General features: G+C 28.3%; 30 protein-coding genes and 1 pseudogene. 28 read left to right on the top strand and 3 right to left on the bottom strand.

Features of this window, described 5'->3' with window-relative positions; translation table 11 throughout:
• Nucleotides 1-69 precede the first annotated feature (69 nt).
• From L3B98_RS14955 to L3B98_RS14940, 4 genes are all read left to right on the top strand, one after another.
• The gene (locus L3B98_RS14955; RefSeq protein WP_015393195.1) at nucleotides 70-246 is read left to right on the top strand and encodes a hypothetical protein; all 177 of its coding nucleotides are present in this window, start codon (nucleotides 70-72) and stop codon (nucleotides 244-246) included.
• 541 nt (nucleotides 247-787) lie between these two features.
• Nucleotides 788-2,296, top strand: a complete 1,509-nt coding sequence (locus L3B98_RS14950) for an Ig-like domain-containing protein (protein ID WP_238917314.1) — start codon at nucleotides 788-790, stop codon at nucleotides 2,294-2,296.
• Between the two features lie 312 nt (nucleotides 2,297-2,608).
• Nucleotides 2,609-4,000: an Ig-like domain-containing protein gene (locus tag L3B98_RS14945; RefSeq protein WP_238917313.1), complete on the top strand. Its 1,392-nt coding sequence runs from the start codon at nucleotides 2,609-2,611 to the stop codon at nucleotides 3,998-4,000.
• 309 nt (nucleotides 4,001-4,309) lie between these two features.
• Nucleotides 4,310-4,609, top strand: a complete 300-nt coding sequence (locus tag L3B98_RS14940; protein WP_077363478.1) for a hypothetical protein — start codon at nucleotides 4,310-4,312, stop codon at nucleotides 4,607-4,609.
• Between the two features lie 168 nt (nucleotides 4,610-4,777).
• Here L3B98_RS14940 and L3B98_RS14935 read toward each other — a convergent pair whose 3' ends face one another.
• The gene (locus L3B98_RS14935; protein WP_238917421.1) at nucleotides 4,778-4,891 is read right to left on the bottom strand and encodes a hypothetical protein; all 114 of its coding nucleotides are present in this window, start codon (nucleotides 4,889-4,891) and stop codon (nucleotides 4,778-4,780) included.
• 434 nt (nucleotides 4,892-5,325) lie between these two features.
• Here L3B98_RS14935 and L3B98_RS14930 point away from each other — a divergent pair, with 434 nt between their 5' ends.
• From L3B98_RS14930 to L3B98_RS14885, 10 genes are all read left to right on the top strand, one after another.
• Nucleotides 5,326-5,655: a hypothetical protein gene (locus L3B98_RS14930; protein ID WP_238917312.1), complete on the top strand. Its 330-nt coding sequence runs from the start codon at nucleotides 5,326-5,328 to the stop codon at nucleotides 5,653-5,655.
• On the top strand, nucleotides 5,639-6,649 hold the full coding sequence (locus L3B98_RS14925; protein WP_238917311.1) for a nucleotide disphospho-sugar-binding domain-containing protein: 1,011 nt from the start codon (nucleotides 5,639-5,641) through the stop codon (nucleotides 6,647-6,649). The genes L3B98_RS14930 and L3B98_RS14925 overlap by 17 nt, the downstream gene beginning before the upstream one ends.
• Nucleotides 6,650-6,678: 29 nt before the next feature.
• Nucleotides 6,679-7,230 carry a PadR family transcriptional regulator gene (locus tag L3B98_RS14920; RefSeq protein WP_238917310.1) on the top strand — a complete coding sequence of 184 codons (552 nt, stop codon included), beginning with the start codon at nucleotides 6,679-6,681 and terminating at the stop codon, nucleotides 7,228-7,230.
• A gap of 14 nt (nucleotides 7,231-7,244) precedes the next feature.
• Nucleotides 7,245-8,024, top strand: coding sequence for a flavodoxin family protein (locus L3B98_RS14915; RefSeq protein ID WP_238917309.1), 780 nt, complete (start codon nucleotides 7,245-7,247; stop codon nucleotides 8,022-8,024).
• Nucleotides 8,025-8,086: 62 nt separating this feature from the next.
• A complete protein-coding gene (locus L3B98_RS14910; protein WP_238917308.1) occupies nucleotides 8,087-8,287 on the top strand; it encodes a hypothetical protein in 201 nt (66 codons plus the stop codon).
• Nucleotides 8,288-8,462: 175 nt separating this feature from the next.
• Nucleotides 8,463-9,302, top strand: a complete 840-nt coding sequence (locus tag L3B98_RS14905; protein ID WP_238917307.1) for an ABC transporter substrate-binding protein — start codon at nucleotides 8,463-8,465, stop codon at nucleotides 9,300-9,302.
• 176 nt (nucleotides 9,303-9,478) lie between these two features.
• Nucleotides 9,479-9,949 carry a hypothetical protein gene (locus tag L3B98_RS14900; protein WP_173696417.1) on the top strand — a complete coding sequence of 157 codons (471 nt, stop codon included), beginning with the start codon at nucleotides 9,479-9,481 and terminating at the stop codon, nucleotides 9,947-9,949.
• 137 nt (nucleotides 9,950-10,086) lie between these two features.
• Nucleotides 10,087-10,482 (top strand): MerR family transcriptional regulator, encoded by a 396-nt coding sequence (locus L3B98_RS14895; protein ID WP_077363493.1) that lies wholly within the window; start codon nucleotides 10,087-10,089, stop codon nucleotides 10,480-10,482.
• A gap of 80 nt (nucleotides 10,483-10,562) precedes the next feature.
• Nucleotides 10,563-11,207 carry a flavodoxin family protein gene (locus L3B98_RS14890; RefSeq protein WP_238917306.1) on the top strand — a complete coding sequence of 215 codons (645 nt, stop codon included), beginning with the start codon at nucleotides 10,563-10,565 and terminating at the stop codon, nucleotides 11,205-11,207.
• Nucleotides 11,208-11,326: 119 nt separating this feature from the next.
• Nucleotides 11,327-11,791 (top strand): cupin domain-containing protein, encoded by a 465-nt coding sequence (locus L3B98_RS14885; protein WP_077363497.1) that lies wholly within the window; start codon nucleotides 11,327-11,329, stop codon nucleotides 11,789-11,791.
• A gap of 365 nt (nucleotides 11,792-12,156) precedes the next feature.
• Here L3B98_RS14885 and L3B98_RS14880 read toward each other — a convergent pair whose 3' ends face one another.
• Nucleotides 12,157-12,771, bottom strand: coding sequence for a TetR/AcrR family transcriptional regulator (locus L3B98_RS14880; RefSeq protein ID WP_236907713.1), 615 nt, complete (start codon nucleotides 12,769-12,771; stop codon nucleotides 12,157-12,159).
• 241 nt (nucleotides 12,772-13,012) lie between these two features.
• Here L3B98_RS14880 and L3B98_RS14875 point away from each other — a divergent pair, with 241 nt between their 5' ends.
• From L3B98_RS14875 to L3B98_RS14815, 13 genes and pseudogenes are all read left to right on the top strand, one after another.
• Entirely contained in the window at nucleotides 13,013-14,209 is a 1,197-nt protein-coding gene (locus L3B98_RS14875; protein WP_238917305.1) for an alpha/beta hydrolase, read from the top strand.
• A gap of 533 nt (nucleotides 14,210-14,742) precedes the next feature.
• Entirely contained in the window at nucleotides 14,743-15,672 is a 930-nt protein-coding gene (locus tag L3B98_RS14870) for a class I SAM-dependent methyltransferase (protein WP_238917304.1), read from the top strand.
• Nucleotides 15,673-16,044: 372 nt separating this feature from the next.
• Complete coding sequence (locus L3B98_RS14865; protein WP_238917303.1) at nucleotides 16,045-16,812, top strand: alpha/beta hydrolase; 768 nt, start codon at nucleotides 16,045-16,047, stop codon at nucleotides 16,810-16,812.
• Nucleotides 16,813-16,927: 115 nt separating this feature from the next.
• On the top strand, nucleotides 16,928-17,038 hold the full coding sequence (locus L3B98_RS14860) for a class I SAM-dependent methyltransferase (RefSeq protein WP_238917302.1): 111 nt from the start codon (nucleotides 16,928-16,930) through the stop codon (nucleotides 17,036-17,038).
• A gap of 201 nt (nucleotides 17,039-17,239) precedes the next feature.
• The gene (locus tag L3B98_RS14855; protein ID WP_015393215.1) at nucleotides 17,240-17,410 is read left to right on the top strand and encodes a hypothetical protein; all 171 of its coding nucleotides are present in this window, start codon (nucleotides 17,240-17,242) and stop codon (nucleotides 17,408-17,410) included.
• Between the two features lie 429 nt (nucleotides 17,411-17,839).
• Nucleotides 17,840-18,712: a hypothetical protein gene (locus L3B98_RS14850; protein ID WP_238917301.1), complete on the top strand. Its 873-nt coding sequence runs from the start codon at nucleotides 17,840-17,842 to the stop codon at nucleotides 18,710-18,712.
• A gap of 240 nt (nucleotides 18,713-18,952) precedes the next feature.
• Nucleotides 18,953-19,204: pseudogene (locus L3B98_RS14845) on the top strand (hypothetical protein); the annotation flags it as partial.
• Nucleotides 19,205-19,517: 313 nt separating this feature from the next.
• Nucleotides 19,518-19,808 (top strand): hypothetical protein, encoded by a 291-nt coding sequence (locus L3B98_RS14840; protein ID WP_238917300.1) that lies wholly within the window; start codon nucleotides 19,518-19,520, stop codon nucleotides 19,806-19,808.
• A gap of 129 nt (nucleotides 19,809-19,937) precedes the next feature.
• The gene (locus L3B98_RS14835) at nucleotides 19,938-20,108 is read left to right on the top strand and encodes a hypothetical protein (RefSeq protein WP_015393215.1); all 171 of its coding nucleotides are present in this window, start codon (nucleotides 19,938-19,940) and stop codon (nucleotides 20,106-20,108) included.
• 284 nt (nucleotides 20,109-20,392) lie between these two features.
• Nucleotides 20,393-20,605, top strand: a complete 213-nt coding sequence (locus L3B98_RS14830; protein ID WP_238917299.1) for an HTH domain-containing protein — start codon at nucleotides 20,393-20,395, stop codon at nucleotides 20,603-20,605.
• 195 nt (nucleotides 20,606-20,800) lie between these two features.
• Nucleotides 20,801-20,974: a helix-turn-helix transcriptional regulator gene (locus L3B98_RS14825; protein ID WP_238917298.1), complete on the top strand. Its 174-nt coding sequence runs from the start codon at nucleotides 20,801-20,803 to the stop codon at nucleotides 20,972-20,974.
• Nucleotides 20,975-21,344: 370 nt separating this feature from the next.
• A complete protein-coding gene (locus L3B98_RS14820) occupies nucleotides 21,345-21,851 on the top strand; it encodes a hypothetical protein (RefSeq protein WP_238917297.1) in 507 nt (168 codons plus the stop codon).
• Nucleotides 21,852-22,002: 151 nt separating this feature from the next.
• A complete protein-coding gene (locus L3B98_RS14815) occupies nucleotides 22,003-22,143 on the top strand; it encodes a hypothetical protein (protein ID WP_238917296.1) in 141 nt (46 codons plus the stop codon).
• A gap of 46 nt (nucleotides 22,144-22,189) precedes the next feature.
• Here L3B98_RS14815 and L3B98_RS14810 read toward each other — a convergent pair whose 3' ends face one another.
• Nucleotides 22,190-22,423 (bottom strand): hypothetical protein, encoded by a 234-nt coding sequence (locus L3B98_RS14810; protein WP_238917295.1) that lies wholly within the window; start codon nucleotides 22,421-22,423, stop codon nucleotides 22,190-22,192.
• Between the two features lie 112 nt (nucleotides 22,424-22,535).
• Here L3B98_RS14810 and L3B98_RS14805 point away from each other — a divergent pair, with 112 nt between their 5' ends.
• Nucleotides 22,536-22,718 (top strand): hypothetical protein, encoded by a 183-nt coding sequence (locus L3B98_RS14805; RefSeq protein WP_238917294.1) that lies wholly within the window; start codon nucleotides 22,536-22,538, stop codon nucleotides 22,716-22,718.
• Nucleotides 22,719-22,877: the final 159 nt, after the last annotated feature.

Genomic DNA, 22,877 nt, shown 5'->3' with positions numbered 1-22,877 from the left:
AGAAATGACTGATTGTAACTAATTTAAAATATTTGCATAGTATAAAAGCAAATATTAAAGGGTGATAGCATGAAAAGTAGACAACCTATAACAGTTAGAGTTCATTATCCTGAAACAACAGAAGGAATGGAGATGCTTAAAAATTCCCAGGCTGAAGTTATGATTGATATTTTAGAAAAACAGCTAGGAGAAAAAAAGGTAAGAGAGCTTGTTGAATATATGAAAATTAAAACAGAAAAAGCTTAGGATAAAAAGGCTGAAGAGCCTTAGCTAGTTAGATGACATAATAAAAATATTGATATTTATAATTTAATTGGGGGAGTGAGAATATGTTTTATTTATTTTTAGATTTAATCAAATCCAAAACTACAGAAGATGAGTTTAAGAAAATATTAAAAGATACTGATGCTGTTATTAAATTAAATAGAGTGTAGTTTGGGAAAACAACTAATTTAAAAGAGTATATAAGAATTTCACAAGATGAATATACAAAGTTAATGCAATTAGCAGAGAGTAAATATACTGAAGCTAATGTATCATAGCAAGAACTATCAATAAAATAATTGTAGATAACATTAAAGGCTTAAATAAAAAGTCTTATTTTGTTATCTATTTTAAGTAAATAAGTATAAATATGGATAAACAAAATGTAAAAAATTACTAATTTTCTTAGATATAAGGGAATTTGTATTACGATTATTGTTGGATTTAACTGGAAGAATGATTAAAATAAAGATATTGGATGCGCATTCATTTATTATTAAAAACAACGAGGGAGAGATGATAAATGAAAAATTACTTTAAAAAGTTTAGTATAATGTTTTTTATGGCTTTGATATTAATATCAGGAAGCTGTGTTAATGCTTTTGCAGATGATACAAGTCAATCTATGAAAATAAATAATACTACTTTAAATTTTAATAAAATTATTTATGTTGATTCCAATAATGGAAATGACACAAGTGGAGATGGAAGTCAATCAAATCCTTACCGAAGTTTATGGAAATGTTTGAATTATTTAAGTGATAATAATCTAAAAAATGATGTGGCAATAGTAATGAATGATGGAGATTATGATTGGACACCCATATCAAGTGGATATAGCTGTAATGTAAATTCAAAGTTTAATGGTATGAAAGTTAGTTTTATAGCTAAAAACAGAGGAAAAGCATTTATTAAAAGTACAAATGGATTAGAACTCTTAATTGTTGAAGGGAATTCTTCTTGGAGAATTAAATTTTCATTTTATGGACTAGTATTTCATAATATCTCAGGGGATGGCAATTATGTTTGCCTAGGCGGAGATGATTGGACAAACGAATATTACAATTGTGTTTTTGATAATCTTAATATAGGTGGATGGAACGGGAAAATATCAAATGCAAGTATTATAACTGTAAATTGTTTATTTAAAAATTGCTCAGATGGATTTTATACTAGGCAACCATTATCTGGACAAGGCATTAATAATGCGTCTACAAATTCAATAATTGATCCATATTCTGGAACCAAAACTAAAAGTTTAACTAATGTTATAGCAGACCCAGATTATAATATAACATCAAGCTACTGGAAGAATTCAGGTGATGGAACAAATCCAGACGGAACACAAGCTAATATTGGTGTATATGGTGGTAAATTTTCATGGGGAACATGGAATAATGTAAGTAGTTTAATATCATTAGATAAATCATCAATGAATTTAAATGTTGGAGACTTTGGACAATTAACGGCAACAACAACTCCAGCAGGAGCACAAGTTACATGGAAATCAAGTGATACATCAATAGCAACAGTAGATTCAACTGGTAAAGTTATTGGAGTAAAAGAAGGAATTTGTACCATTACAGCCACAACTGCTGATGGTGTAACTGCGGCATGTGTTGTAACTATAACACCAAAAGGAACTGATCCAGCATCAGAAGAAAAGATAGTTAATATTGCTCATGCCAAAGGTGATAATACTAATAACCCTGGTGGGGAGGTTACAATTATATTTCATGGAACAGCTGATACTATCTTGAGTGTAGTAAAAACAGCAGATGTAAAAGATGTATGGATAGGAGATAATTTCACATATACTCTTGTAATAACTAATACTGGGACAAAGACAGCTAAGGCAGTAGTTGTTAATGATCCAGCACCAAATCATATAGATTTTAATGTGAGTGGAGTAACAACTACTCAAGGAACAGTTGATTCAAGCTCAACATCTAAAAATATTATAGTTAATGTTGGAGATATACTACCTGGAGGAACAGTAACAATTAAAATACCTTCAACTGTAATAGCATAAATTGACTGCTTTAAGAGATAATTAGATATAAAGTTTATAAAAGATACTTGCAGAAATGTAGGTATCTTTTTATGTTGCTACATAATTGGAAAATAGGGTGTAAAACTTAATAAGCCAAATAAGCACCATTATAGGTGCTTTTTATTTGACTTATTTTTACATTAAAATGAATACTGTAAAAAATTACTAAATTTCTTATATATAAGGTAATTTGTATTACGATTGTTGTTGGATTTTACTGGAAGAATGATTAAAATAAAGATATTGGATGCGCATTCATTTATTATTAATAACATGAGGGAGAGATGATAAATGAAAATTTACTTTAAAAAATTTAGTATAATGTTTGTAATGTTATTCATTTTTATAGGAGTTGGAGCAGTTCAAAATGAAACCATCGCTAATGCAGCTACGATTGGGCAAGCATTAACTGCACCAGAAGCTGGATGGAAGAGAATTTCATGTAGCTATAATTCCAATATAGAATATGGAAAAGATTTTTTTGATTATAAGAGTAGTGGATTGTATCATAATTATGAAAGTGAATCATATATAAAGCTTTATTTTTATGGTACTAAAATAAGAATTATGGATGATATGTGTGATAACAGAAAACAAGGAGCAGTAATCTATCTGGATAATAAAGGCGAGAACATATCATCATATAAGAGTTCAGGTATAATTCATCAAGGGATGGTTTATGAAAAAACTGGATTAGAACAAAAACTACATTCAGTTTATATAAAGATTCCATATGAAAAATCAAAATATTTTACAATGTTTAATATAGATCTAGATGAAAATGGCTATTTAGCAAATCCTAAAGAAACAATATACCTAAATAAATCAACAACGACATTAACAGAAGAGACTTCAGAACAATTAAAAGCAACAACAATTCCAGTTGATACAGAAGTAGTTTGGACATCAAGTAATTCTGCAATAGCAACTGTAGATTCAACTGGAAAACTTGTTGGAGTAAAGAAAGGACAAGCAACAATAACAGCTACTACTTCTGATGGTTTAACTGCGATATGTATAGTAACTGTAACTAAAAAAGCAGAGCAAGAGTCAATATCACTAAATAAATCAACTACAAATTTAATAATAGATGATTCAGAAACTTTAATAGCAACAACAACTCCAGCTGGTATAAATGTTAAATGGAGTTCATCTGATCCCACTGTTGCAACAGTTGATTCAAATGGAAAAGTGACAGCTGTAGGAGTTGGAACAGCAACAATAACAGCTATAACATCAGATGGAAGCAATTTAAGTGCAGCATCATGTGTTATAACTGTAACACCAAAAGGAACTGATCCAGCATCAGAAGAAAAGATAGTTAATATTGCTCATGCCAAAGGCGACAATACTAATAACCCTAGTGGGGAGGTTACAATCATATTTCATGGAACGGCTGATACTATTTTAAATGTAGTAAAAACAGCAGATGTAAAAGACGTATGGATAGGAGATAATTTCACATATACTCTTGTAATAACTAACACTGGGACAAAGATAGCTAAAGCAGTAGTAGTAAATGATCCAGCACCAAATCACATTGATTTTAATGTTAGTGGAGTAACAACTACTCAAGGAACAGTTGATTCAAGTTCAACGTCTAAAAATATTATAGTTAATGTTGGAGATATACTACCTGGAGGAACAGTAACAATTAAAATACCGTCAACTGTAATAGCATAAAATTATTGTTTGAAAGATAATAAAAATAAAGTTTATAAAAGGTACTTGCAGAAATGTAGGTATCTTTTTATGTTGCTACATAATCGGAAGACATTGTGAATTATTAGATTTATATTTAAAAAATGCAGTATATAGTATCTTAAAAATGATAAGTAGTCAATATATACTTTAAAAATCCATAAAATTTGTACGATATTAGTTTTAATACATTCTGATAGACATTAAATAAGTTATTGTAGTTTGAATTTGCATAGGGATCTGGCTATAATCATTTTTATAATATGTACAGTATTTTATGGGAGGTTTTGTATGAGTGAATTTTTGAAATTAGAGAATTTTATTGGGCATTCAGATGTAAGTTATGAAGAAGTTATAGTTCAATTTTTACAGGATAACGGAATAATGATTGATGATTTTGAGTATGTAGGGAGATGTGATTCCGAGTGCCTGGAATGTAATTCAGAAAGATTTAGTGTCTGGCGTAGGGATATAGGCGTTATTGAAGAAGAAAATATTTTTACTTTCGATTTAGATGCCGCTGATGAAACATTAGATTTTGCTATATACTTGTGTAATAAATGCAAGAAATGGACTATTTATATTGAATAACACATCATTCTTATATATGTAGGTTTAGTGATGGGCTTAGTTTTTCAGATGCAGTATATTTAGCAATAAGATTCTATATGATTAAATTTTATATAATGATATAGAATCTAAAAACACTGATTTTTAAAAAGCTATATAAATTCTAAAAGCATTCAAAAGAGTGCTTTTTTAAACAATGAAAGGTATATAATATTCTCTAAACATACGTTTCATTAACTGATATTCAGGTCTTTTGCAATCTTTGCCGCTAGCCTTTTCAATAAATATATATTCACTTTCTATTCCTAATTCCTTAGCTGCAGCAATTTGTCTTTCTAAAGATTGGTCTTTACCCTTGCGTAAAAAAAGCTTCTCAATTTATCAACTCCTTAAAATAGTTTTATGATAAGTATAAATTTATTTCAAAAACTATACAAGTTAGTTGAAATGTTTCAAATATAAATATGTTGCTTTTTTGAAATATAAATAATATATATAATAAACACTTTCAAAAAGTATACTTTTTGACACATAAGTGAAATTGCACACTTAAACTACTATTTGCAAGTTATACCCATTAAGTTAGACTTATTTCGGCGTTCACATTAATATATTTCATAAATCCAAGTTATATTATATATAAGATTGATTGTATATATGATTAGTCATATAATAGAGTTGTATCATATAAACAGAATATATTTTATCAATAAATATTATAAAAGGCGGTTTTATATATGGAATTACAAGAGTGTAGAAAATACAGGATATTAATTGCCCCAGAAGTAGTGGATCTAGCAGAAACACATCGAATGACAAGCCTTGCTGATGCTTTTAAGAAGCTGGGGCATGAAGTTATAGTATTAGGAAAAGGAAGATACGATTATCTTTTTGCGGATAAGGGCTTTCAAAGATTGTACATTGATTATGATGAAGAATGGATGGATGATGAAAATTTCAGAATGATGCACAATCTTGATGAATATGGCTTTGATTTTATCACCGAGAGTGAATTAACGAAGTTCGTACAAAATAGAAGAAAAGCTTTTAATGGAATTAAAGCCTGATGTGGTTATAACTGGATTTAGGCCTACTATGAGTATATCCACCAAATTTGCAGAAATTCCTTTGGTTTGGGTACTATCAGCTGTTTGTTCAGACATGTATTATGAAAAAGGTTTAGCAACCCCTTTAATGCTAATAGCTGAAAAAGCACCTATATTAAAAAAACTTCTTCAAAAACTTGTCAAATTTATTATAAAAAAAATTGTATTAAAATTTCCTCATAAGATTTCTGCATGGAATAAGGTAATGAAAGAACAAAAGTTAGATAGCTTTAGTAATGCTCTTAAAATTATTAGGGGAGACTTTAACTTGATGTCCGATGCACCAGAGCTGTTTCGTGAATTTCAAGAGATACCATCTTATTATGGTTTTTGTGGACCAATCTTGATGGAACATAATATAGACATGCCTGACTCAATAAAGAAATATAAAAAAATATCTCGACGTCCTATGGTGTTTTTTGCAATGGGATCCTCAGGTGATCCTGAAATATTTAAGTCTATTATTGCTGGTTTTAAAGATCAACCTTATGATGTATTTGCTGCATCAACAAATATTGTTATTAAGGAAGATATACCTTATATTCCCTCAAATGTAGTAGTTGAGAAGTTTTATCCCTCCTTTGAAGTAACCTCTATGGCTGACGTGGCCGTCATACATGGAGGTCAAGGTACAGTTTATACAACTGCAATGGCTGGTACACCTTTTGTTGGGATTCCCATGTTTGGTGAACAGCAGTACAATCTTGAAAATCTTGCCAGAAAAGGTTGTGGTATAGTATTATCAAGATATAATTTAAGTTCTGTAACTTTAAATCAATCAATTAATGAAATTCTTAGTGATAAAGCATTTAAAGAGAATATTTCAAAAGTTCAAACTCAAATTCTTAAGTATAAAACAAATGAAAATTATTATCCGCCAATGGTAGGAGCTAAGCAAATTATTAATTTTTTAGATAATGCAGTTACTTCATATTTTAAAGTAAAAGGACTGTAATAGTAAAATAAACTAAAGGAGAGTTTTATATGTCATTAGAATATGCAATGTTAGGTTTTCTTCAAATCACACCACTTTCAGGCTATGATATGAAAAAAATGTTTGATGCTTCTGTAAGGCATTTTTGGGCAGCAGATCAAAGTCAAATATACCGTACGCTAGCACGGTTAACCAATTATGAGCTAATATGGTCAGAAACCATAATACAAGATGGTAGACCTAATAGTAAGGTTTATCATATTACTGAAAAAGGTAAAGAAGAATTTAGTAAGTGGCTCACTTCCTCTATTACACCTGTTGAGCCTAGAATATCTTGGCTTATTCAAGTGTTTTTCAGTGGAGGACTTTCTGATGAAGAATTTATACGCATGATGGAGGGGGTTGCTTCAAAAATACGGTGTTTAATGAAGGAGTTTGAAAGAGATGCCAGCAAAGATGAACTAATTCCTGATAACAAGGAATCAAAACGAGATTTATTTTTTCATAAATTAACTTTTGATTATGGCATGACCATGAATAAGAGCATAATTAATTGGATTGAAGAAACCATTGAAAGAGTAAAGAATAAGAAATATTTATAAATGGAGGTATGAATATGAAAATTTTAGCTATCAACTCGAGCTTCAGAGGAGATAATGGATATACAAAATTTCTAATAGATAAGCTTTTTAAAGGAGCAAGAGAAAAAGGCGCTGAATGTGAGAATATAAATCTTGCCAATCTCGAAATTAATCACTGTATTGATTGTCAGGTATGTCAAACTGAAAAGCATTTTTTAAAGTGCATACATGAAGATGATGCAGACATGGTTTATAATAAAATGCGAAAAGCTGATATTATTATATTTGCAACGCCCATTTATACATTTGATATGTCTAGCTTACTAAAGATACTTCTTGAAAGATATTATTATAACTGTAAAATAGGGGAATTCAACATTACAAACAGCGGATTAGTTTTTCACCATGTTGATTCAGCTATATGCTCTAAGCCTTTTGTTACATTAATAACTTGTGATAATATGTTAGTGGAGACTACTCACACCCCCATAGAATATTTTAAAACCTATGCTAAATTTATGGATGCAAGACTTGTGGGAATGCTAGTCAGAAAACAGGGGACATTAGTTGGACATGGAAATAATCCTAAAAAGGAAAAAAATTATCCAATTATCTATGATATTTATGATGCATATTATGAGGCTGGAAAAGAACTTGCTACAAAAGGCTTTATAAATAAATCAACTGAAAATCGAGCTAATAGGCTCCTATTCAAAATTCCTTTCTACTTAAAATATTTAATGAGATTTGAACCTTTTAGGAAAGAAGCTGCCAGAAGACATGCAATGATGATAGAAACAGCGATTCATAGATAATTCTTTGACCTATTTTTGAGTATATTAACATTTGGTGAATAAAACAGAAAACAGGCTATATTATGGTTATTACTTACAGCATGTGGCCGGTTTTTATACGTATGTCGGCTGTACCCCTAAATGATAATTATACGATGGCTAAATCAGAATGGGTATGGGATAATGGAGAATGTTACTGTTTTAATTCTAATGGTACAATGTATGCTAATTGTATAACTCCAGATGGATACAAAGTTGATAAAACAGGTGTTTGGGTACAATAAAAATAAAATGATTTCTTAGGGTATGGGAGTAATCCTGTACCCTTTATTTTTTTTAGATAAGAAAATAACTTGATAAATAATTTAAGTAATATTTTATTTCCTGAAACGAGAATAATTTAAAGTTTACTAAAGAAACTAACAGTAGAATAGTCTACTTAGGAGGAAAATTTTAGTTATGAAAAAAATGGTTGCTTTGATTGTTATCGTAAATTTCATTTGCAGGATAATTGGGTTTACTGTAAACATTAATGAAGTTGTCAGAGTGGATAATTTAATTGAAAAAGATAGATTGCAAACTATAAAAGAAAAAGGAACTCTTACTGTTGCAGCTGCTTCAAGTGATCCACCATTCTATTTTTTGGATATTAACACTCAAAAGGTAAGAGGCATTGACGCAGATATAATAAATGAAATTTCAAATAGGCTTAAAATTAATAAAGTTGATTTTAAAAGCACAGTGTTTTCAGAATTATTACAAAGATTAGAAACTGACGAAAATATAGATATAGCATCTGGTGGAATGTATATAACTCCAGAGAGGGAGAAAGAAGTATCCTTTACTCATCCATTATATACGGAAACAGAGGTAATTATAGTTCCAAAGGCATCAAAAATTAATTTCAAAGATGATTTAAAAAATGCAGTAGTTGGGGTAGAAAGAGGAACTATATACGTAGAATTAGCTCAAAAATGGAAGACTGCTGGATTAATAAAAGACATAGAAATTTTTCAAAGCATATCTGAATTGGTAAATTCAATAAACAATGGGAAAATAGATGCTGGTATAGCAGATTCAATTATTGTAAACAAAACTTTAAAAGATTATACGAATCTTTTTTTAAGAACGCTAGATGATTATAGCCCGGAGTTAATAGGGAATATAGGAATAGCTGTTAGAAAAAATGATAATACTCTACTAAACGTACTAAATGAAAAGATTGATGAGATGAAAGCAGATGGGACGATGTACGCAATTCTTAAAGAAAATGGAGTAGATAAGAATAATATTGTGTAAATTAAAGCACTAATATATGTCAGCAGTAGCTAGGAACAATCCACTACTGCTTATTTTTTTGCATAAAATTTTAAATATCATACTTACAGAATATGTTATAATTAATGCGTGATGAGTAATTTAGTGTGAATATAATCATTATCATATATAAAAAATGAAGTTATTAGGAGTATTATATGAAAAGAGTGTTATTATCAATCTTCACTATTATAATCATGTTTCAACTGATTGGATGCTCAACAAATAAAGAGGTTGAATTTAAAGAATTTTTTTCTGATATAATTGGATTTAGCAAAATTGATGAAGAACTAATTATACAGCAGGATGCAATTATAATGTTGACTAATGAGGAGTTTCAAAAGTTTAAAGATGAATATTTTACATCAAGAGAAATTCCAATGAAATCACCTGATAAAGAAAAGGCAGTTTTGTACTTACAAATACCTTCTCCAACTTGTTCAGTACAAGGGTATAGAGTTGAAAGTATAAATTTAGGTGATAATATTTTAACAGTAAACTTAAAACAATCATCAGGTGCACAAGTAGATGGCATAGAAGGATTTGATGGTACATGGGAATGGGTTATGTTAATTGAAGTAGATAAAACTAATTTAAAAGACAATATGAAGATTGTTGTAAATAAATAAGTTCAACATATTCTTAAGATGTGTAGAAATAAAGATTTTGTATTTACTACATTATTGTAATTAACTGTGTAGTAGTAGACAAATTGTAACCTGTTTAGAGAAAATCAATAAAACTAGCAATAATAAGGAGAAGAAGTTTGAATAAATATACGCGAAAGGATTTATCAGAATTATTTAATATAGGAAAAGAAACTTTGAGATATTATGAAAACATAAATCTGATACCTAATCCAATTAGGAATGAAAGTGGTTATAGAGTCTATTCTGAGGATGATTTATTAAGAATTAATTTTATTGTTCGAATGAAAAATTATGGATTCAGTTTAAGAGAGATATCTGATTTAATTAAAATGGTTAGTGATGATAAATGTGCTCATCAAGATAAATTAGTAGATTATATTGATAATAAGATAATTGTAGCCCAAAATCAAATTAAAGAATTATATGGATTAATAGAATTATTAAATAAAGTTAAAGAAAATAAGCATTTAGGTGAATGTGATTTCTTTAAATTTTTAGTAAATAATTCTTGACGTTGTTCCATACTACAGCCCTTATTCTATTAATGAATTTAATAATTAAATTTTATAAAATAGGAAATGGGGTTATAAACATGAAAATAATTGCTATTAATGGAAGTCCAAGAAAAAGCGGTAATACAGGAATTTTGCTAAATAAAGCTCTTGAGGGAGCAGCTTCAAATGGAGCTGAAACAGAAATGATCCATTTATATGATTTAAATTATAAGGGATGTAAAAGCTGTTTTGCATGTAAATTAAAAAATGGTAATAGCTATGGGCAATGTGCTATTAATGATGAAATAAGTCCAATACTAAAAAAAATTAAAGAGGTAGATGCTATAATTTTGGGTACGCCTATATATTTAGGATCAATTACAGGTGAAATAAAGTCTTTTATGGAACGATTAATTTTTCCATATTTAACTTATGATGAAAATTATTCTTCACTTTTTGATAAAAGAATTTCTGTAGGATTAATTTATACATTTGGAGTTAATGAACAAAGATTAGAGCAAACAAGATGGAAAGAATTTCTTGAAAATAATGAATTTTTATTGGGAAGATATTTTGGAAAAACAGAATCAATTTTTGTAACTGATACTTATCAATTTGATGATTATTCAAAATATGTTTCAACTGCTTTTAATGCAAGTGAAAAATTTAAACGTAGAAAAGAAGTATTTCCGGAAGATTGCAAAAAGGCATTTGAATTAGGAAAACGACTAGTGCGAATATAATAAGAGATATAAAAAATATAGTAGATAGATAAAATGACTAAGCAACAAATCCCAATTTATCGTTGAGTAATTCGCAACAGTAAATTATTATGAATTAAAATATTGAAGGGAGCATTTAAATGAATAATATATCTAATATCAATAATATTCCCAAAGAGTATATGTATGACCCTGATTTTAACTCTAAATTGAAAACAATATTAATAGGTGATGCTATTGGTTGTGAAAAGATTTATGTGAACATAGATTATGTAAAACCAGGTGCTGAAAGCGTAAAATATCATTCACATTCAAAACAAGAAGAATTCTATTTTATAATGAGTGGAAAAGGTTTATTAAGAATAGATGGTGAAGAAATATTAATAAAAACAGGTGATGTTATTTCAGCACCTGCTGGTAAAGACAATGGACATCAGTTTATAAATAATAGTTCAGAAATATTGCAGATACTTGATATAGGCACTCGTGAAAAAGATGATATTATTACATATCCTGATGAAAATGTGTTTTTAATTAAAGATAAAGGTTTAGTGTTTAATATTGACGATAGTATTAAAGGTTGGTCTTCTGAACCAAATGAATAATATTCTTTAGATATGCAGTCATTAATTTGGCTGCATTTTTTAGTAAAAAAAAGAGATAGCAATGGGGGGGCATGGCAAGAAATAATTACTATCTCTAAAAATTTAGTTTTAGTTATTTATTTGATATTATTTACAAAAGTTTCTATTACCATGCAATAAGGGGTAATAACAGCATCCAAAAAATATAAGTTTTGTTACTACTCAGGCATTCCACTTTTAGGAATGCCTGAGTAGTAACTTTTATTTTTAAGGAGTTCGTACACCTGAAGTATATTGTGGATCTATCTAAAGGTTCGGTAGGCGCCACATGATACAAAATAGACTAGAAGGTGGACTTATTATTTTTTTGAAGATGCCTAATATTTTTAACTAAATAAATACTTATTTATTGCCTCTATACCAGCATTTAATATTCTATTAGAATCTATATCATCTTTTTTAAATACAATTCTGTTTATAATTGAATTACTAATCTCCTCTATAATAATAATTGCTGAATCTATATCCGTAACTTTAATATCATTTTCGTGAAAACATAACCATTCCCTAATAATATTTCTTATTTTTTTATGTTGCTCATCAACCACAGATGCTACTTTAGCATTTGAATTATATAATATATTAAGTTCTCTGTTTAGGTCTTTTGAAGATTCATGAATCATTATAAGTTTATTCGCAATTAGAAGCATCCCTCCTTTTTTGTCACCCTTGTGAATTTCTATAATATTTGGTATATTATTGACTATTTCTAAAAAATTTTTATTATAAAAATCTAAAATTTCATAAAATACTGCATCTTTATCTTTGAAATAAGAATAAAAACATCCTATAGAAATACCAGCAATTTTAGCTATTTCAATAGAATTAGTTTTATAATATCCATTCTCACAAAAAAGCTTATACGCAGCTTCTAATATCTTTTTTTTTGTATTAAAAGCTCTAGTTTGTTTTAAATCTCTAGATTTTCTTCTATTCTCCATGAAGATTTTCATTCCTTTCGTAGTTTTTAGCTAAATCATATACTTAATATTTTATCTTACAAAATATTTTTGTCAATAAAATGTGAATAACTATTCGATTTATATTGACATTCAATATTTTCAGAGATAAAATATATTTATCAATTAAATGTGAATGATTATTCGATTTTATTCGCATCTATTATTCTTAGGAATATAAAAAAATCAACTTATCGTTATTATTAAAAGGAGAACAATAATTATGATGAATTTAGTTTTTAAAGATGATCAATTCGAATTCCAAACATTAAGGCTTCTTGGTGAAACCGCATTTGGTGCTGCTGATATAGCAGAAGTTATTTCTACCGCTGAAAAAATAGAAGAAGGTAATTATGCTAGCTGGTGCAATGAATGGAGTAAAACAGCAAAAAGACTTCATAAAATTGCTAATGACAATTATTTAAAAGGTCATACTATTAGTGCAAAGAAGGAATACCTTAGAGCTGCTAACTACTACAGAACAGCCGAATTTTTTCTTCACGAAAATCCTAATAAAACAAAAATAGATGAACTATATAATGCAAATCTCGAATGCTTCTCGTACGTTATGAAACTCAATAAACCTTATATCAAAAATATTGAAATTCCATATGAGAATACTGTGCTTCCAGGACATTATTATCCACTAGAAAATTCAAATGAACCAAAACCAGTTTTAATAGCTATGACTGGTTTTGATGGAACTAAAGAAGAATTATATGGAATGGCAATGATAGCTCTAGAACATGGAATGAATTGCTTAACTTTCGAAGGTCCTGGGCAAGGTGAAGTTATTAGAAAAAAGAAATTATTTTTTAGACATGACTATGAAAAAGTCATAACACCTATTGTAGATTACCTTCTTACAAAAAAAGAAATAGATCCAAATAAAATAATTTTATGGGGACAAAGTTTAGGTGGTTATCTTGCTCCTAGGGCGGCAGCTTTTGAACACAGACTTGCTGCTTGTATAGCAAATGGAGGTATTTATGACTTTTTAGGAGGATTTATGAGCGGATTAAATATTACAAAGGAACATTTACTCAATTCTTTGCTCCTCAATCCAAAGAAATTTAATAAATATATATATGATCAAATGAAAATTAATTCAACATTACGTTGGGGATTTTCACATGGAATGTATGTGTTTGGAGTAGATAGTCCTGCTGAATTTGTATTAAAAGCTAAAAATTATTACCTAGAAGAAATACCAGAAAAAATTCAATGTCCTACACTTATTATAGATGTAGAAAATGAAATTTTTTTTAAAGGACAAGCTAAGCATCTCTATAACACTCTTACTTGCAACAAAGATTATATTTTCTTTACATCTGAGGAGGGAGCGGGATCTCATTGCCAAGAAGGAGCAAAACTAATTGCAAACGAGCGGATTTTTAGTTGGATTGAAACAATTATTTAAAATATATATTAGTTTTAACATTCACTAAAAAGTTAGGAGTTTTTATAAAACAATTTTCAGACAAAAAACAATCTCACCAATTTCAATATGCTCCGTTCTGATAAGTATAAACTGGTTTATTTATATTTGGGCCGTCAATTCTAATCATGTTATAGAAGCTAGTATGGGATATTATATAAATCCATTGATTTCCGTACTGCTTGGAGTAATCATATTCAAAGAAAAATTGAACTTCTATCAAAAAGTATCTATAGTTTTTGCTGCTACTGGGGTTCTTTTCATCATTATAGAATATGGTAAAATTCCATGGATTTCAATTAGTTAGCTATAAGCTTTGCTTCATATGGTTTATTTAAAAAGATGCTAACTATAGAATCAATAATTGATATTTAGGAGAAAAAACATAAGAATAATCAAGAATGCTATATTCTAAATTCTAACAAATGTATATAAATCATAACATTAAAATTCCAAATAAGTAATGAATTGTAATAGAATTTAAATTGTGGTTTAATTAAGTTGGAGGCGATATTATGAACGAAAAAAGTAGTATGACAGCGCTAGCGTGTGCATTTGTACGGGCATATCATGCAAAGAATAGCAAAGTAAAGATATTTGATGACTATGTGGCAGAAAAACTTCTTACTAAGGAGGAATATCAGGAAATGTCTTTTAGGATGGCACAAAGCATAAAATATTTTAATCCAACTTTCAGTGGCAGTGATAAAGAAGCTTTAGAATGGATAATTGATACTCAGTTTTCATCAGTACTCAGTAGAGCTGTATACACAGAAAAAATGCTTGAAAATGCTATTAAACATGGTGCTAAACAATATTTAATTTTTGGAGCAGGTTTTGATACTTTTGCTTATAGACAATCTGATTATGCACACAAACTGCAAATATTTGAAATAGATCATCCTTTAACCAGTGTGGATAAACAGGAGAGGGTGAAGCCTATTATTAAAAACAAGATTACAAATCTAAATTATATTTCAGCTGATTTAGCAAAAGAAGAATGGCAAAATATTCTACTTTCGTGTCCTATGTTTGATAATTCTAAAGTAAGTTTTTGCAGTTTGTTAGGAATTAGTTACTATTTAACAAAAAGTGATTTCAAAAAATTAGTTAGCACAATTTCACAACTTATTCCAAATGGAAGTAGTATAGTATTTGATTATCCAACTAAAGAAACACATACAACTAGCGAAAAAAATGTAGAGAAAATAAGAGATATAGTAAACTCTGTGGGTGAAACTATGTTGGCTGAATATTGTTATACAGAGATAAAAGAAATTCTTTCAAATAATGGAATTTTGGTTTATGAGCATTTGGAACCCGAACAAATCGCCGAACAATATTTTAAGGAATATAATTTGGCTAATTCAAAGCAGTTAATAACAGCGTCTTATAATGTAAATTATTGTTTGGGAATTAAGAACAATTCTAAAACTTTACTGTAAAGTTTAAATATAATGATTGCTTGTTATGTACAGAAATCATAAAAGTAGATTTTTAAATACCGTATTATTCATTTTTTTCTGAGCAATATGGTATTTTTTTATATTTAAGTACTGCGAAATTCCATCAACGGATGCAGATCTATTGTATATAATATAGAAATTAAATAGTAAATTATATAAATGTTCTTTGAAAATTGAATAATACGGTAGTGGATTATTATAAAATAAAGATAATTAGTCAGATGAATTATAAATAAGATATACCTGACGTCAGAACAAATGTTTGTTATCCTGTCTATACAATTAATGGAAATACATTAATTTCTATTAAAGCTAATTATCACATGATATTATTAAGTTTGGAGGATAAAAATGTCACTGATTAAAGTAAATGGAATAAACTTAAATGTTAAAATACAAGGGGATGGAGAGCCTTTAATACTTATACATGGACTTGGTTGTGATAGTACAAAATGGGGCAACGAAATTCAGAGGTTTTCTAAAAATTTTAGAACGATTTTATTAGACTGTAGAGGACATGGAAAATCCGATAAGCCAGATAGTTATACATTAAACGATCATATTCAAGATATTTTATCTATAATGGATATTTTTGGATTTGAGACAGTAAATCTTTATGGAGTTTCAATGGGAAGTTATATTGCACAAGGTGTAGCGATTTCACAACCTCATAGAATAAAAAAATTAATTTTAACCGTTCCTAAATCAAATGGTTTAACATCATCAACTCAAAGATTGATTAAGGAACATGCAACAGAATTAGAAGGGTTAAATGAGCAAGAAAAATTAATCTTTTTTTATAAATATATGGCTTATAATCCAGAGATATTTTTAAAATATCCGAATCTTCTTAAAAGTTCATTAACACATAAACAAACTATAGCAGCAAATAAAGCATTAGAAGGTTTTGATTATAGAAGTGAATTGTATAAGATAACAGCCAAAACTCTTGTTATAAGCGGTAAATATGATGGGCTAAATCCACCTTCTGATGGAAAATTATGTGCTTCACTGATAACAAATGCAACCTTCATTGAAATGCAATATTCAGGGCATATACCTATGCTTGAGGAACCAGAAATATATAGCAACATAATTGACAAATTCTTAAGTGAATAAATAAACAGATTATCTTCAAATAAGGAAAAAGAAGTTCCATTTTTTAAAAATATTCCTGACGAAAATCTTATTACTTATTTTGATAGAGGAATATTAAAAGAAGGAAAAGCTCTTGATGTTGGCTGCGGAAAAGGAACTTGAAGTTTGTGGTGTAGACTTTTCAGAAACATCAATAGAAATGGCTAAAAAAATAGCTACAGAACAGGGGATAAAAAGAAAATTATGATTTCATTGAGAATTGTACAACTCCAGATGGTTATAAATTTTATGAAACTGGTGCGTGGGTTAAATATAATAATAAATAGTAAGAAAGTATTTAAGGTCACGGGAGAAATCCTGTGTCCTTTATTTTTTTGCCTAATTTTAGGCACAATAATTTAAAAATAGCATATATGTAGTAGGTATAGGCCTAAAAGGAGTGAGATAATTGGGAAATATAATTAAGGTTAATTTGTACGTAAAAATGAAAAGAAAAAATGATAATAAATTAAGTTTGAAAACTATAGAAGAAATCATTTTGAAATATAAGAATTGGCTAAAGGAAAACAATAGAGAGGATAAAATAGAAACTTATGAGGAATTTCTACAAGCTCAATAATATTTTTTAAGTGGCAGTAGCTAGGAGTGATCCACTACTGCTTATTTTTCTGTGTAAAATTTTAAATATCATACTTATAGAACATATCATAATCAATGTATGATGTTAAATAACTGTGCAGTAAGGGTAATTTATAAAAAAATTCCTATATATTGTAGATTTGACTTAACAACAGAAAGTGAAAATATAATACTAATATTAGTGTTATTTGGAGGTATAGGAATTCCACGAATTGCTCTTAGATATTTGGAAATAAATATTAAAACAATAAATTATGTTGAAATAATGAAAAATCACAAATATATCTAGCGTGCAAAAAAATGTAAAATTGTATAAAAATATAATTTATTATAAAGAATACCAAAAAATAAACGATAAAATAATTGAGTGTGTGGTTATATTAGCCAAAATTTGAAAGGAATGTTTTAAATGAAAAAAATTTATATAACCATATTAAGTACTTTTTTTATTTTTTTATTTGCGAACACGGCTTATGCCGCTACTGAAATAAATGAAATAGAACCTAATGGATCAACTACTCAAGCTCAGGTGATAGTAACAAATAATGAAAAGCCAGCTGAGCTTATCAAAGCCAATGCTACTGGAACAAATTATGTTCATGGAAATATTTCAGATAGGACTGATGAAGACTTTTATAAAGTTTTTTTATCTGCTGATAACAAAAATATATTAAGTATTGCTAATTCAGCAATTAGTGGTACTGGAATTTTTGAGGTTTATGATGAAGATTTAAATCTCATTACAAGCATTAATTATAAAAAAAATTCATTATATAGTGTTACTCCTTACTATGTGAATATACCAAAATCAGGTTATTACTATGTGAAAGTACATTCTACATTACTTACTGGAGACTACTATTTTTATATAGGTGGGCCTCATTATCAACTTAGTAATTATGAATATACTGCATCAAGTGCACTAACATTAACACCAGCAGTAAAATCAGTACAAGCAATATATGATTTTAGCAATATATCTTCTATTCCTGATAATGCAATCATTTGGTCTGTTGATTTAAATGGAACAAAAACTAATTATGCAAGCAATCAATATAGAAGTATAAAGATTTATGGTGATTCTTCTTGGATTACTACAGGTCCATATGTATTTTCAACAAGTGTATCACCTACAAGCAATGAACTTGCAAAGAGTAAGTGGGTATATAAACTTGATGGTAGCGTATCAAAATCAGCAAAATACTTTAGCCTTATACCAAAAATTAAACTTTGGTATATGTATCCTGTAATACCAGAATTGCTTGGTCAATCTTATAGGTAAACAAATAATAAATTTTAATTATTTTATATAAAATGTTTAAGTAATGTCAATTTTTATGTTAATAAATAAGTAAAATTTAAAAATTATATATAACTACACACTTAGAATTTTTCTATTAAGGAATTAATGGAAACTGTTTTGGAATATTAAATTTGATGTATTTGGTTGCGCAATTTTCATAAGATATGCAGTCATTAATTTGGCTGCATTTTTTAGTGCAAAAAAGAGATATTGTTAATTGTAAAAGATGTTTGGATAGGAGATAATTTCACATATACTCTTGTTATAACCAATACTGGAACAAAGACAGCTAAATCAGTAGTTGTTAATGATACAGCACCGAATCATATAGATTTTAATGTGAGTGGAGTAACAACTACTCAAGGAACAGTTGATTCAAGTTCAACATCTAAAAATATTATAGTTAATGTTGGAGATATACTACCTGGAGGAACAGTAACAATTAAAATACCTTCAACTGTAATAGCATAAATTGATTGTTTGTAAATATAATTAAAATATAAAGTTTGTAAAAGATACTTGCAGAAATGTAGGTATCTTTTTATGTTGCTACATGATTGGAAGACATTGTGAATTATTAGATTTATACTTAAAAAGTGCAACATATAATATCTTAAAAATCATAAGTAGTCAATATATACTTTGAAAATTCATAAAATTTGTACGATATTAGTTTTAATACATTCTGATAGACATTAAATAAGTTATTGTAGTTTGAATTTGCATATGGTTCTAGTTATAATCATTTTTATAATATGTACAGTATTTTATGGGAGGTTTTTGTATGAGTGAATTTTTGAAATTAGAGAATTTTATTGGGCATTCAGATCTAAGTTATGAAGAAGTTATAGTTCGATTTTTACAGGATAACGAAATAACGATTGATGATTTTGAGTATGTAGGGAGATGTGATTCTGAGTGCCTGGAATGTAATGCAGAAAAATTTAGTGTCTGCCGTAGGGATATAGGAGTCATTGAAGAAGAAAACATTTTTACTTTCGATTTAGATGCCGCTGATGAAACATTAGATTTTGCTATATACTTGTGTAATAAATGGACTTTTTATATAGAATAATAAATAGTAAGAAAGTATTTAAGGGCACGGAAGAAATCCTATGTCCTTCATTTTTTTGCCTAATTTTAGTCACAGTAATTTAAAAATAGCATATATGTAGTAGGTATAGGCATAAAAGGAGTGAGATAATTGGGAAATATAATTAAGGTTAATTTGTATGTAAAAATGAAAAGAAAAAATGATAATAAATTAAGTTTGAAAACTATAGAAGAAATCATTTTGAAATATAAGAATTGGCTAAAGGAAAACAATAGAGAGGATAAAATAGAAACTTATGAGGAATTTCTACAAGCTCAATAGTATTTTTTAAGTGGCAGTAGCTAGGAGCAATCCACTACTGCTTATTTTTTTGTGTAAAATTATAAAACATTTTAACTCATTATATGATAAATTTAAGCATCTTTGCAATCTATAAAAAAGAAGTAATACATGTTTTAAACTAGGAGATTAATAAAAATTTCCTAGTTTCTTTTATGTTCATATTTACAAAATAATTTAATAGTAGTAAAATAATAATGCGAACACTAGTTCGTATTATTAAAATAAACATTGTACATAAATAGTTATTTAAAGGAGAAGATTAAATGTTGACGGAAAAAGAGAGAACAATATTAAATATTATTGAGATGTATATTAGAGAAAAGAGTATGCCCCCAACGGTTAGGGAAATTGCTGAAATAGCAGAATTGAATTCAACAGCAACAGTACAAAAATATATTAATATATTAGAAAGTAAAGGATATATTTTAAAAGAGAAAGGTTGCTGCAGAAGCATTAGAATAAAGAAAATAAGCTAAAATAATTAACTAAAATTGATATGAAATAACAAAAATAATTAAGGTTCACAAATTATGATAGAATAGATATAAAAATTTAGAGTTTTCTTAGAAATCACCCAATAACATAATACGATATTTTATATCAGTATTTGTTATTGGGACAACTATATATTAAGGAAAGAAAAACAAATCCCCGAAATAGGAGATGACATTATGATAAGAATAAATTTATCAAAGGTATTAGTGGAAAAAAGATGGACTCAAGCCAGATTAGCTAGAGAAACTGAAATAAGGCCTAATACTATTTCTGAACTTTATCACGAATTGGTTGATAGAGTTAATCTTGATCATCTTGATAAAATATGTGAAGTCTTAGGTGTGATCTGAGTGATATATTAGAATATGAACCGAATGAGAAAAGCACTGATTAATTTTTTAAACACTCTAGTTTGTATTAGAAAGATAGAATAATAACATTATAAATTCTCTTGTATTTTTAAAATATAAGGGGATTTTTTGTTCAATGCTCAAGTTTGCATAATGTGTAAAAATTACGAAATAACACTGACCACAAAATCGTGGTGAGTATGATCTTTGAAAATTGAATAATGCGGTATTTATAAAATAATTTATAATTGGTTCGTAATAGTAATTTATTCCATGAAGTTTATACTAAGGATATTTTATATTAATATATTTAATAATTTTAGGGAAGTATAGTTCTGTGACATATTTATAAATATATTAGGAGGTACCTATGAAAAAGATTTTAAATTACTTTTTAATTGCATGCACTTTTGTGACAGTTCAGTTTTTGGGAGATAATATTGTAAATTCTAAGCCTGTTATGGAGAATGCTAATACTTCTATATGTACTGTTGATAAAAGTGCGAAGTTTCCTATTCCAATGCTAGTAAAACTGGATCAGATTTCGCCTAATCAAATTCAAATCAGCTACGATAGGGATGTTGATATGAAACTAGGAATGAGGCCAGCTAATTATTGGATTCAAGACACAACGAATGTTAAACCAAAAGGTATAGCGACTCTTGGTAAAAATGATAAGGTGAATGCTGAAAATTCACTTACAGACAGCATGGTTAAAATACAGCCAAAAGATGGTTCGGCAAAAACATTTATATTAACTTTAAATAAAAGTATTCCTAAAGGAGCAGATTATAAGTTGATAATTTGTTATGTAACAGTTGAAGGAGCACCTGCCTACAATGGAGATAATGGAATGTCTACTTTTGTTGGCAAGTAATTAATATAAAAATTATGATGATATAATACCGCATTATTCAGAAATGAATTTGCGGTATTTTTTATATTCAAGTACTACGTAATACTAAAATTTTAAGTACCAGGTGCAGCTGCAACAGATAGACATAAGACGTACAAATAAACAAAAGAAAATGGCATTAGAAGGTGCGAGTAAATCTAAAATAAACGCTGTTAGCAAGTTAGATGCTATAGGTGATGAGAAAAGACTTTTAGAATGTTTCTTAGCTATAGTAAAAGAGATGGCAATTAAATATGGGGTTCAGCATAAGTAGAAAAAAGTAATGAAAGAAAAGGAGTGCCTTTGCACTCGTGAAGTTACTATTCAGTAAATGAACCAGAAAACCTAATAAATTCTATCTCATTTGAATTTAAAGATATAGTAGTGTTTTCACCAACGAAAGTAAAATGTTTATTATACATGTAGAAATTTTCAAATGTTTTTACTGTAGTTATATCTTTCTTGTCAGTAGAGCTTGGATAAGTAAGATATTGAAAATCTTTTATTTCAATTTCTCTACCTGATTTTAGAGAAATATAAACACTATTTTCCATAATAGTCACTTCCTTTCAATAATATTCTACCATATTTTTAAATAAAAAGGATAAAAGAGAATAATTAGGATGATAAAGATGATATCTAATTCTAAGATTGGAGGGATATAGAATGGATAGTATAAATTTAGGTAGCGAAGAAGCATCAAAAATTGTGCAGGATCATGGTGGTAGTATGAGCCAAAATAATTATGCAATTTACTTAGAACAGTGTATTACAAAATATAGATTTATTGGTTCTATCTTATCAATATTAGGTGGGTTAGGTCTAATAAAAAATATAAAAAGTCAATGATAGTAATATGTTTTTAAGATACCGCATTATTCATAAAAAATGAATTTGCAGTATTTTTTGTTGTACAAGTACTACGTAATACTACAGTGCGACAAGAAGTCGCTAAATAACAGCGTTTCCAATAGGAAACTATGCTAGTCATTAAGCATATTCCCGCTC

It is taken from the genome of Clostridium sp. YIM B02555 (genome assembly GCF_022320955.1).
GTDB lineage: Bacteria > Bacillota > Clostridia > Clostridiales > Clostridiaceae > Clostridium > Clostridium saccharoperbutylacetonicum.
The sequence above is the reverse complement of the archived record's forward strand: the minus strand, read 5'-3'. Positions and strand labels throughout refer to the sequence as shown.

Excerpts from the sequence above, each read along its gene's own strand:
- L3B98_RS14955 (WP_015393195.1), top strand. The coding sequence starts at position 70 with ATGAAAAGTAGACAACCTATAACAGTTAGAGTTCATTATCCTGAAACA.
- L3B98_RS14950 (WP_238917314.1), top strand. The coding sequence starts at position 788 with ATGAAAAATTACTTTAAAAAGTTTAGTATAATGTTTTTTATGGCTTTG.
- L3B98_RS14945 (WP_238917313.1), top strand. The coding sequence starts at position 2,609 with ATGAAAATTTACTTTAAAAAATTTAGTATAATGTTTGTAATGTTATTC.
- L3B98_RS14940 (WP_077363478.1), top strand. The coding sequence starts at position 4,310 with ATGAGTGAATTTTTGAAATTAGAGAATTTTATTGGGCATTCAGATGTA.
- L3B98_RS14930 (WP_238917312.1), top strand. The coding sequence starts at position 5,326 with ATGGAATTACAAGAGTGTAGAAAATACAGGATATTAATTGCCCCAGAA.
- L3B98_RS14925 (WP_238917311.1), top strand. The coding sequence starts at position 5,639 with ATGGAATTAAAGCCTGATGTGGTTATAACTGGATTTAGGCCTACTATG.
- L3B98_RS14920 (WP_238917310.1), top strand. The coding sequence starts at position 6,679 with ATGTCATTAGAATATGCAATGTTAGGTTTTCTTCAAATCACACCACTT.
- L3B98_RS14915 (WP_238917309.1), top strand. The coding sequence starts at position 7,245 with ATGAAAATTTTAGCTATCAACTCGAGCTTCAGAGGAGATAATGGATAT.
- L3B98_RS14910 (WP_238917308.1), top strand. The coding sequence starts at position 8,087 with ATGGTTATTACTTACAGCATGTGGCCGGTTTTTATACGTATGTCGGCT.
- L3B98_RS14905 (WP_238917307.1), top strand. The coding sequence starts at position 8,463 with ATGAAAAAAATGGTTGCTTTGATTGTTATCGTAAATTTCATTTGCAGG.
- L3B98_RS14900 (WP_173696417.1), top strand. The coding sequence starts at position 9,479 with ATGAAAAGAGTGTTATTATCAATCTTCACTATTATAATCATGTTTCAA.
- L3B98_RS14890 (WP_238917306.1), top strand. The coding sequence starts at position 10,563 with ATGAAAATAATTGCTATTAATGGAAGTCCAAGAAAAAGCGGTAATACA.
- L3B98_RS14885 (WP_077363497.1), top strand. The coding sequence starts at position 11,327 with ATGAATAATATATCTAATATCAATAATATTCCCAAAGAGTATATGTAT.
- L3B98_RS14880 (WP_236907713.1), bottom strand. The coding sequence starts at position 12,771 with ATGGAGAATAGAAGAAAATCTAGAGATTTAAAACAAACTAGAGCTTTT.
- L3B98_RS14875 (WP_238917305.1), top strand. The coding sequence starts at position 13,013 with ATGATGAATTTAGTTTTTAAAGATGATCAATTCGAATTCCAAACATTA.
- L3B98_RS14870 (WP_238917304.1), top strand. The coding sequence starts at position 14,743 with ATGAACGAAAAAAGTAGTATGACAGCGCTAGCGTGTGCATTTGTACGG.
- L3B98_RS14865 (WP_238917303.1), top strand. The coding sequence starts at position 16,045 with ATGTCACTGATTAAAGTAAATGGAATAAACTTAAATGTTAAAATACAA.
- L3B98_RS14860 (WP_238917302.1), top strand. The coding sequence starts at position 16,928 with ATGTTGGCTGCGGAAAAGGAACTTGAAGTTTGTGGTGTAGACTTTTCA.
- L3B98_RS14850 (WP_238917301.1), top strand. The coding sequence starts at position 17,840 with ATGAAAAAAATTTATATAACCATATTAAGTACTTTTTTTATTTTTTTA.
- L3B98_RS14840 (WP_238917300.1), top strand. The coding sequence starts at position 19,518 with ATGAGTGAATTTTTGAAATTAGAGAATTTTATTGGGCATTCAGATCTA.
- L3B98_RS14830 (WP_238917299.1), top strand. The coding sequence starts at position 20,393 with ATGTTGACGGAAAAAGAGAGAACAATATTAAATATTATTGAGATGTAT.
- L3B98_RS14825 (WP_238917298.1), top strand. The coding sequence starts at position 20,801 with ATGATAAGAATAAATTTATCAAAGGTATTAGTGGAAAAAAGATGGACT.
- L3B98_RS14820 (WP_238917297.1), top strand. The coding sequence starts at position 21,345 with ATGAAAAAGATTTTAAATTACTTTTTAATTGCATGCACTTTTGTGACA.
- L3B98_RS14815 (WP_238917296.1), top strand. The coding sequence starts at position 22,003 with ATGGCATTAGAAGGTGCGAGTAAATCTAAAATAAACGCTGTTAGCAAG.
- L3B98_RS14810 (WP_238917295.1), bottom strand. The coding sequence starts at position 22,423 with ATGGAAAATAGTGTTTATATTTCTCTAAAATCAGGTAGAGAAATTGAA.
- L3B98_RS14805 (WP_238917294.1), top strand. The coding sequence starts at position 22,536 with ATGGATAGTATAAATTTAGGTAGCGAAGAAGCATCAAAAATTGTGCAG.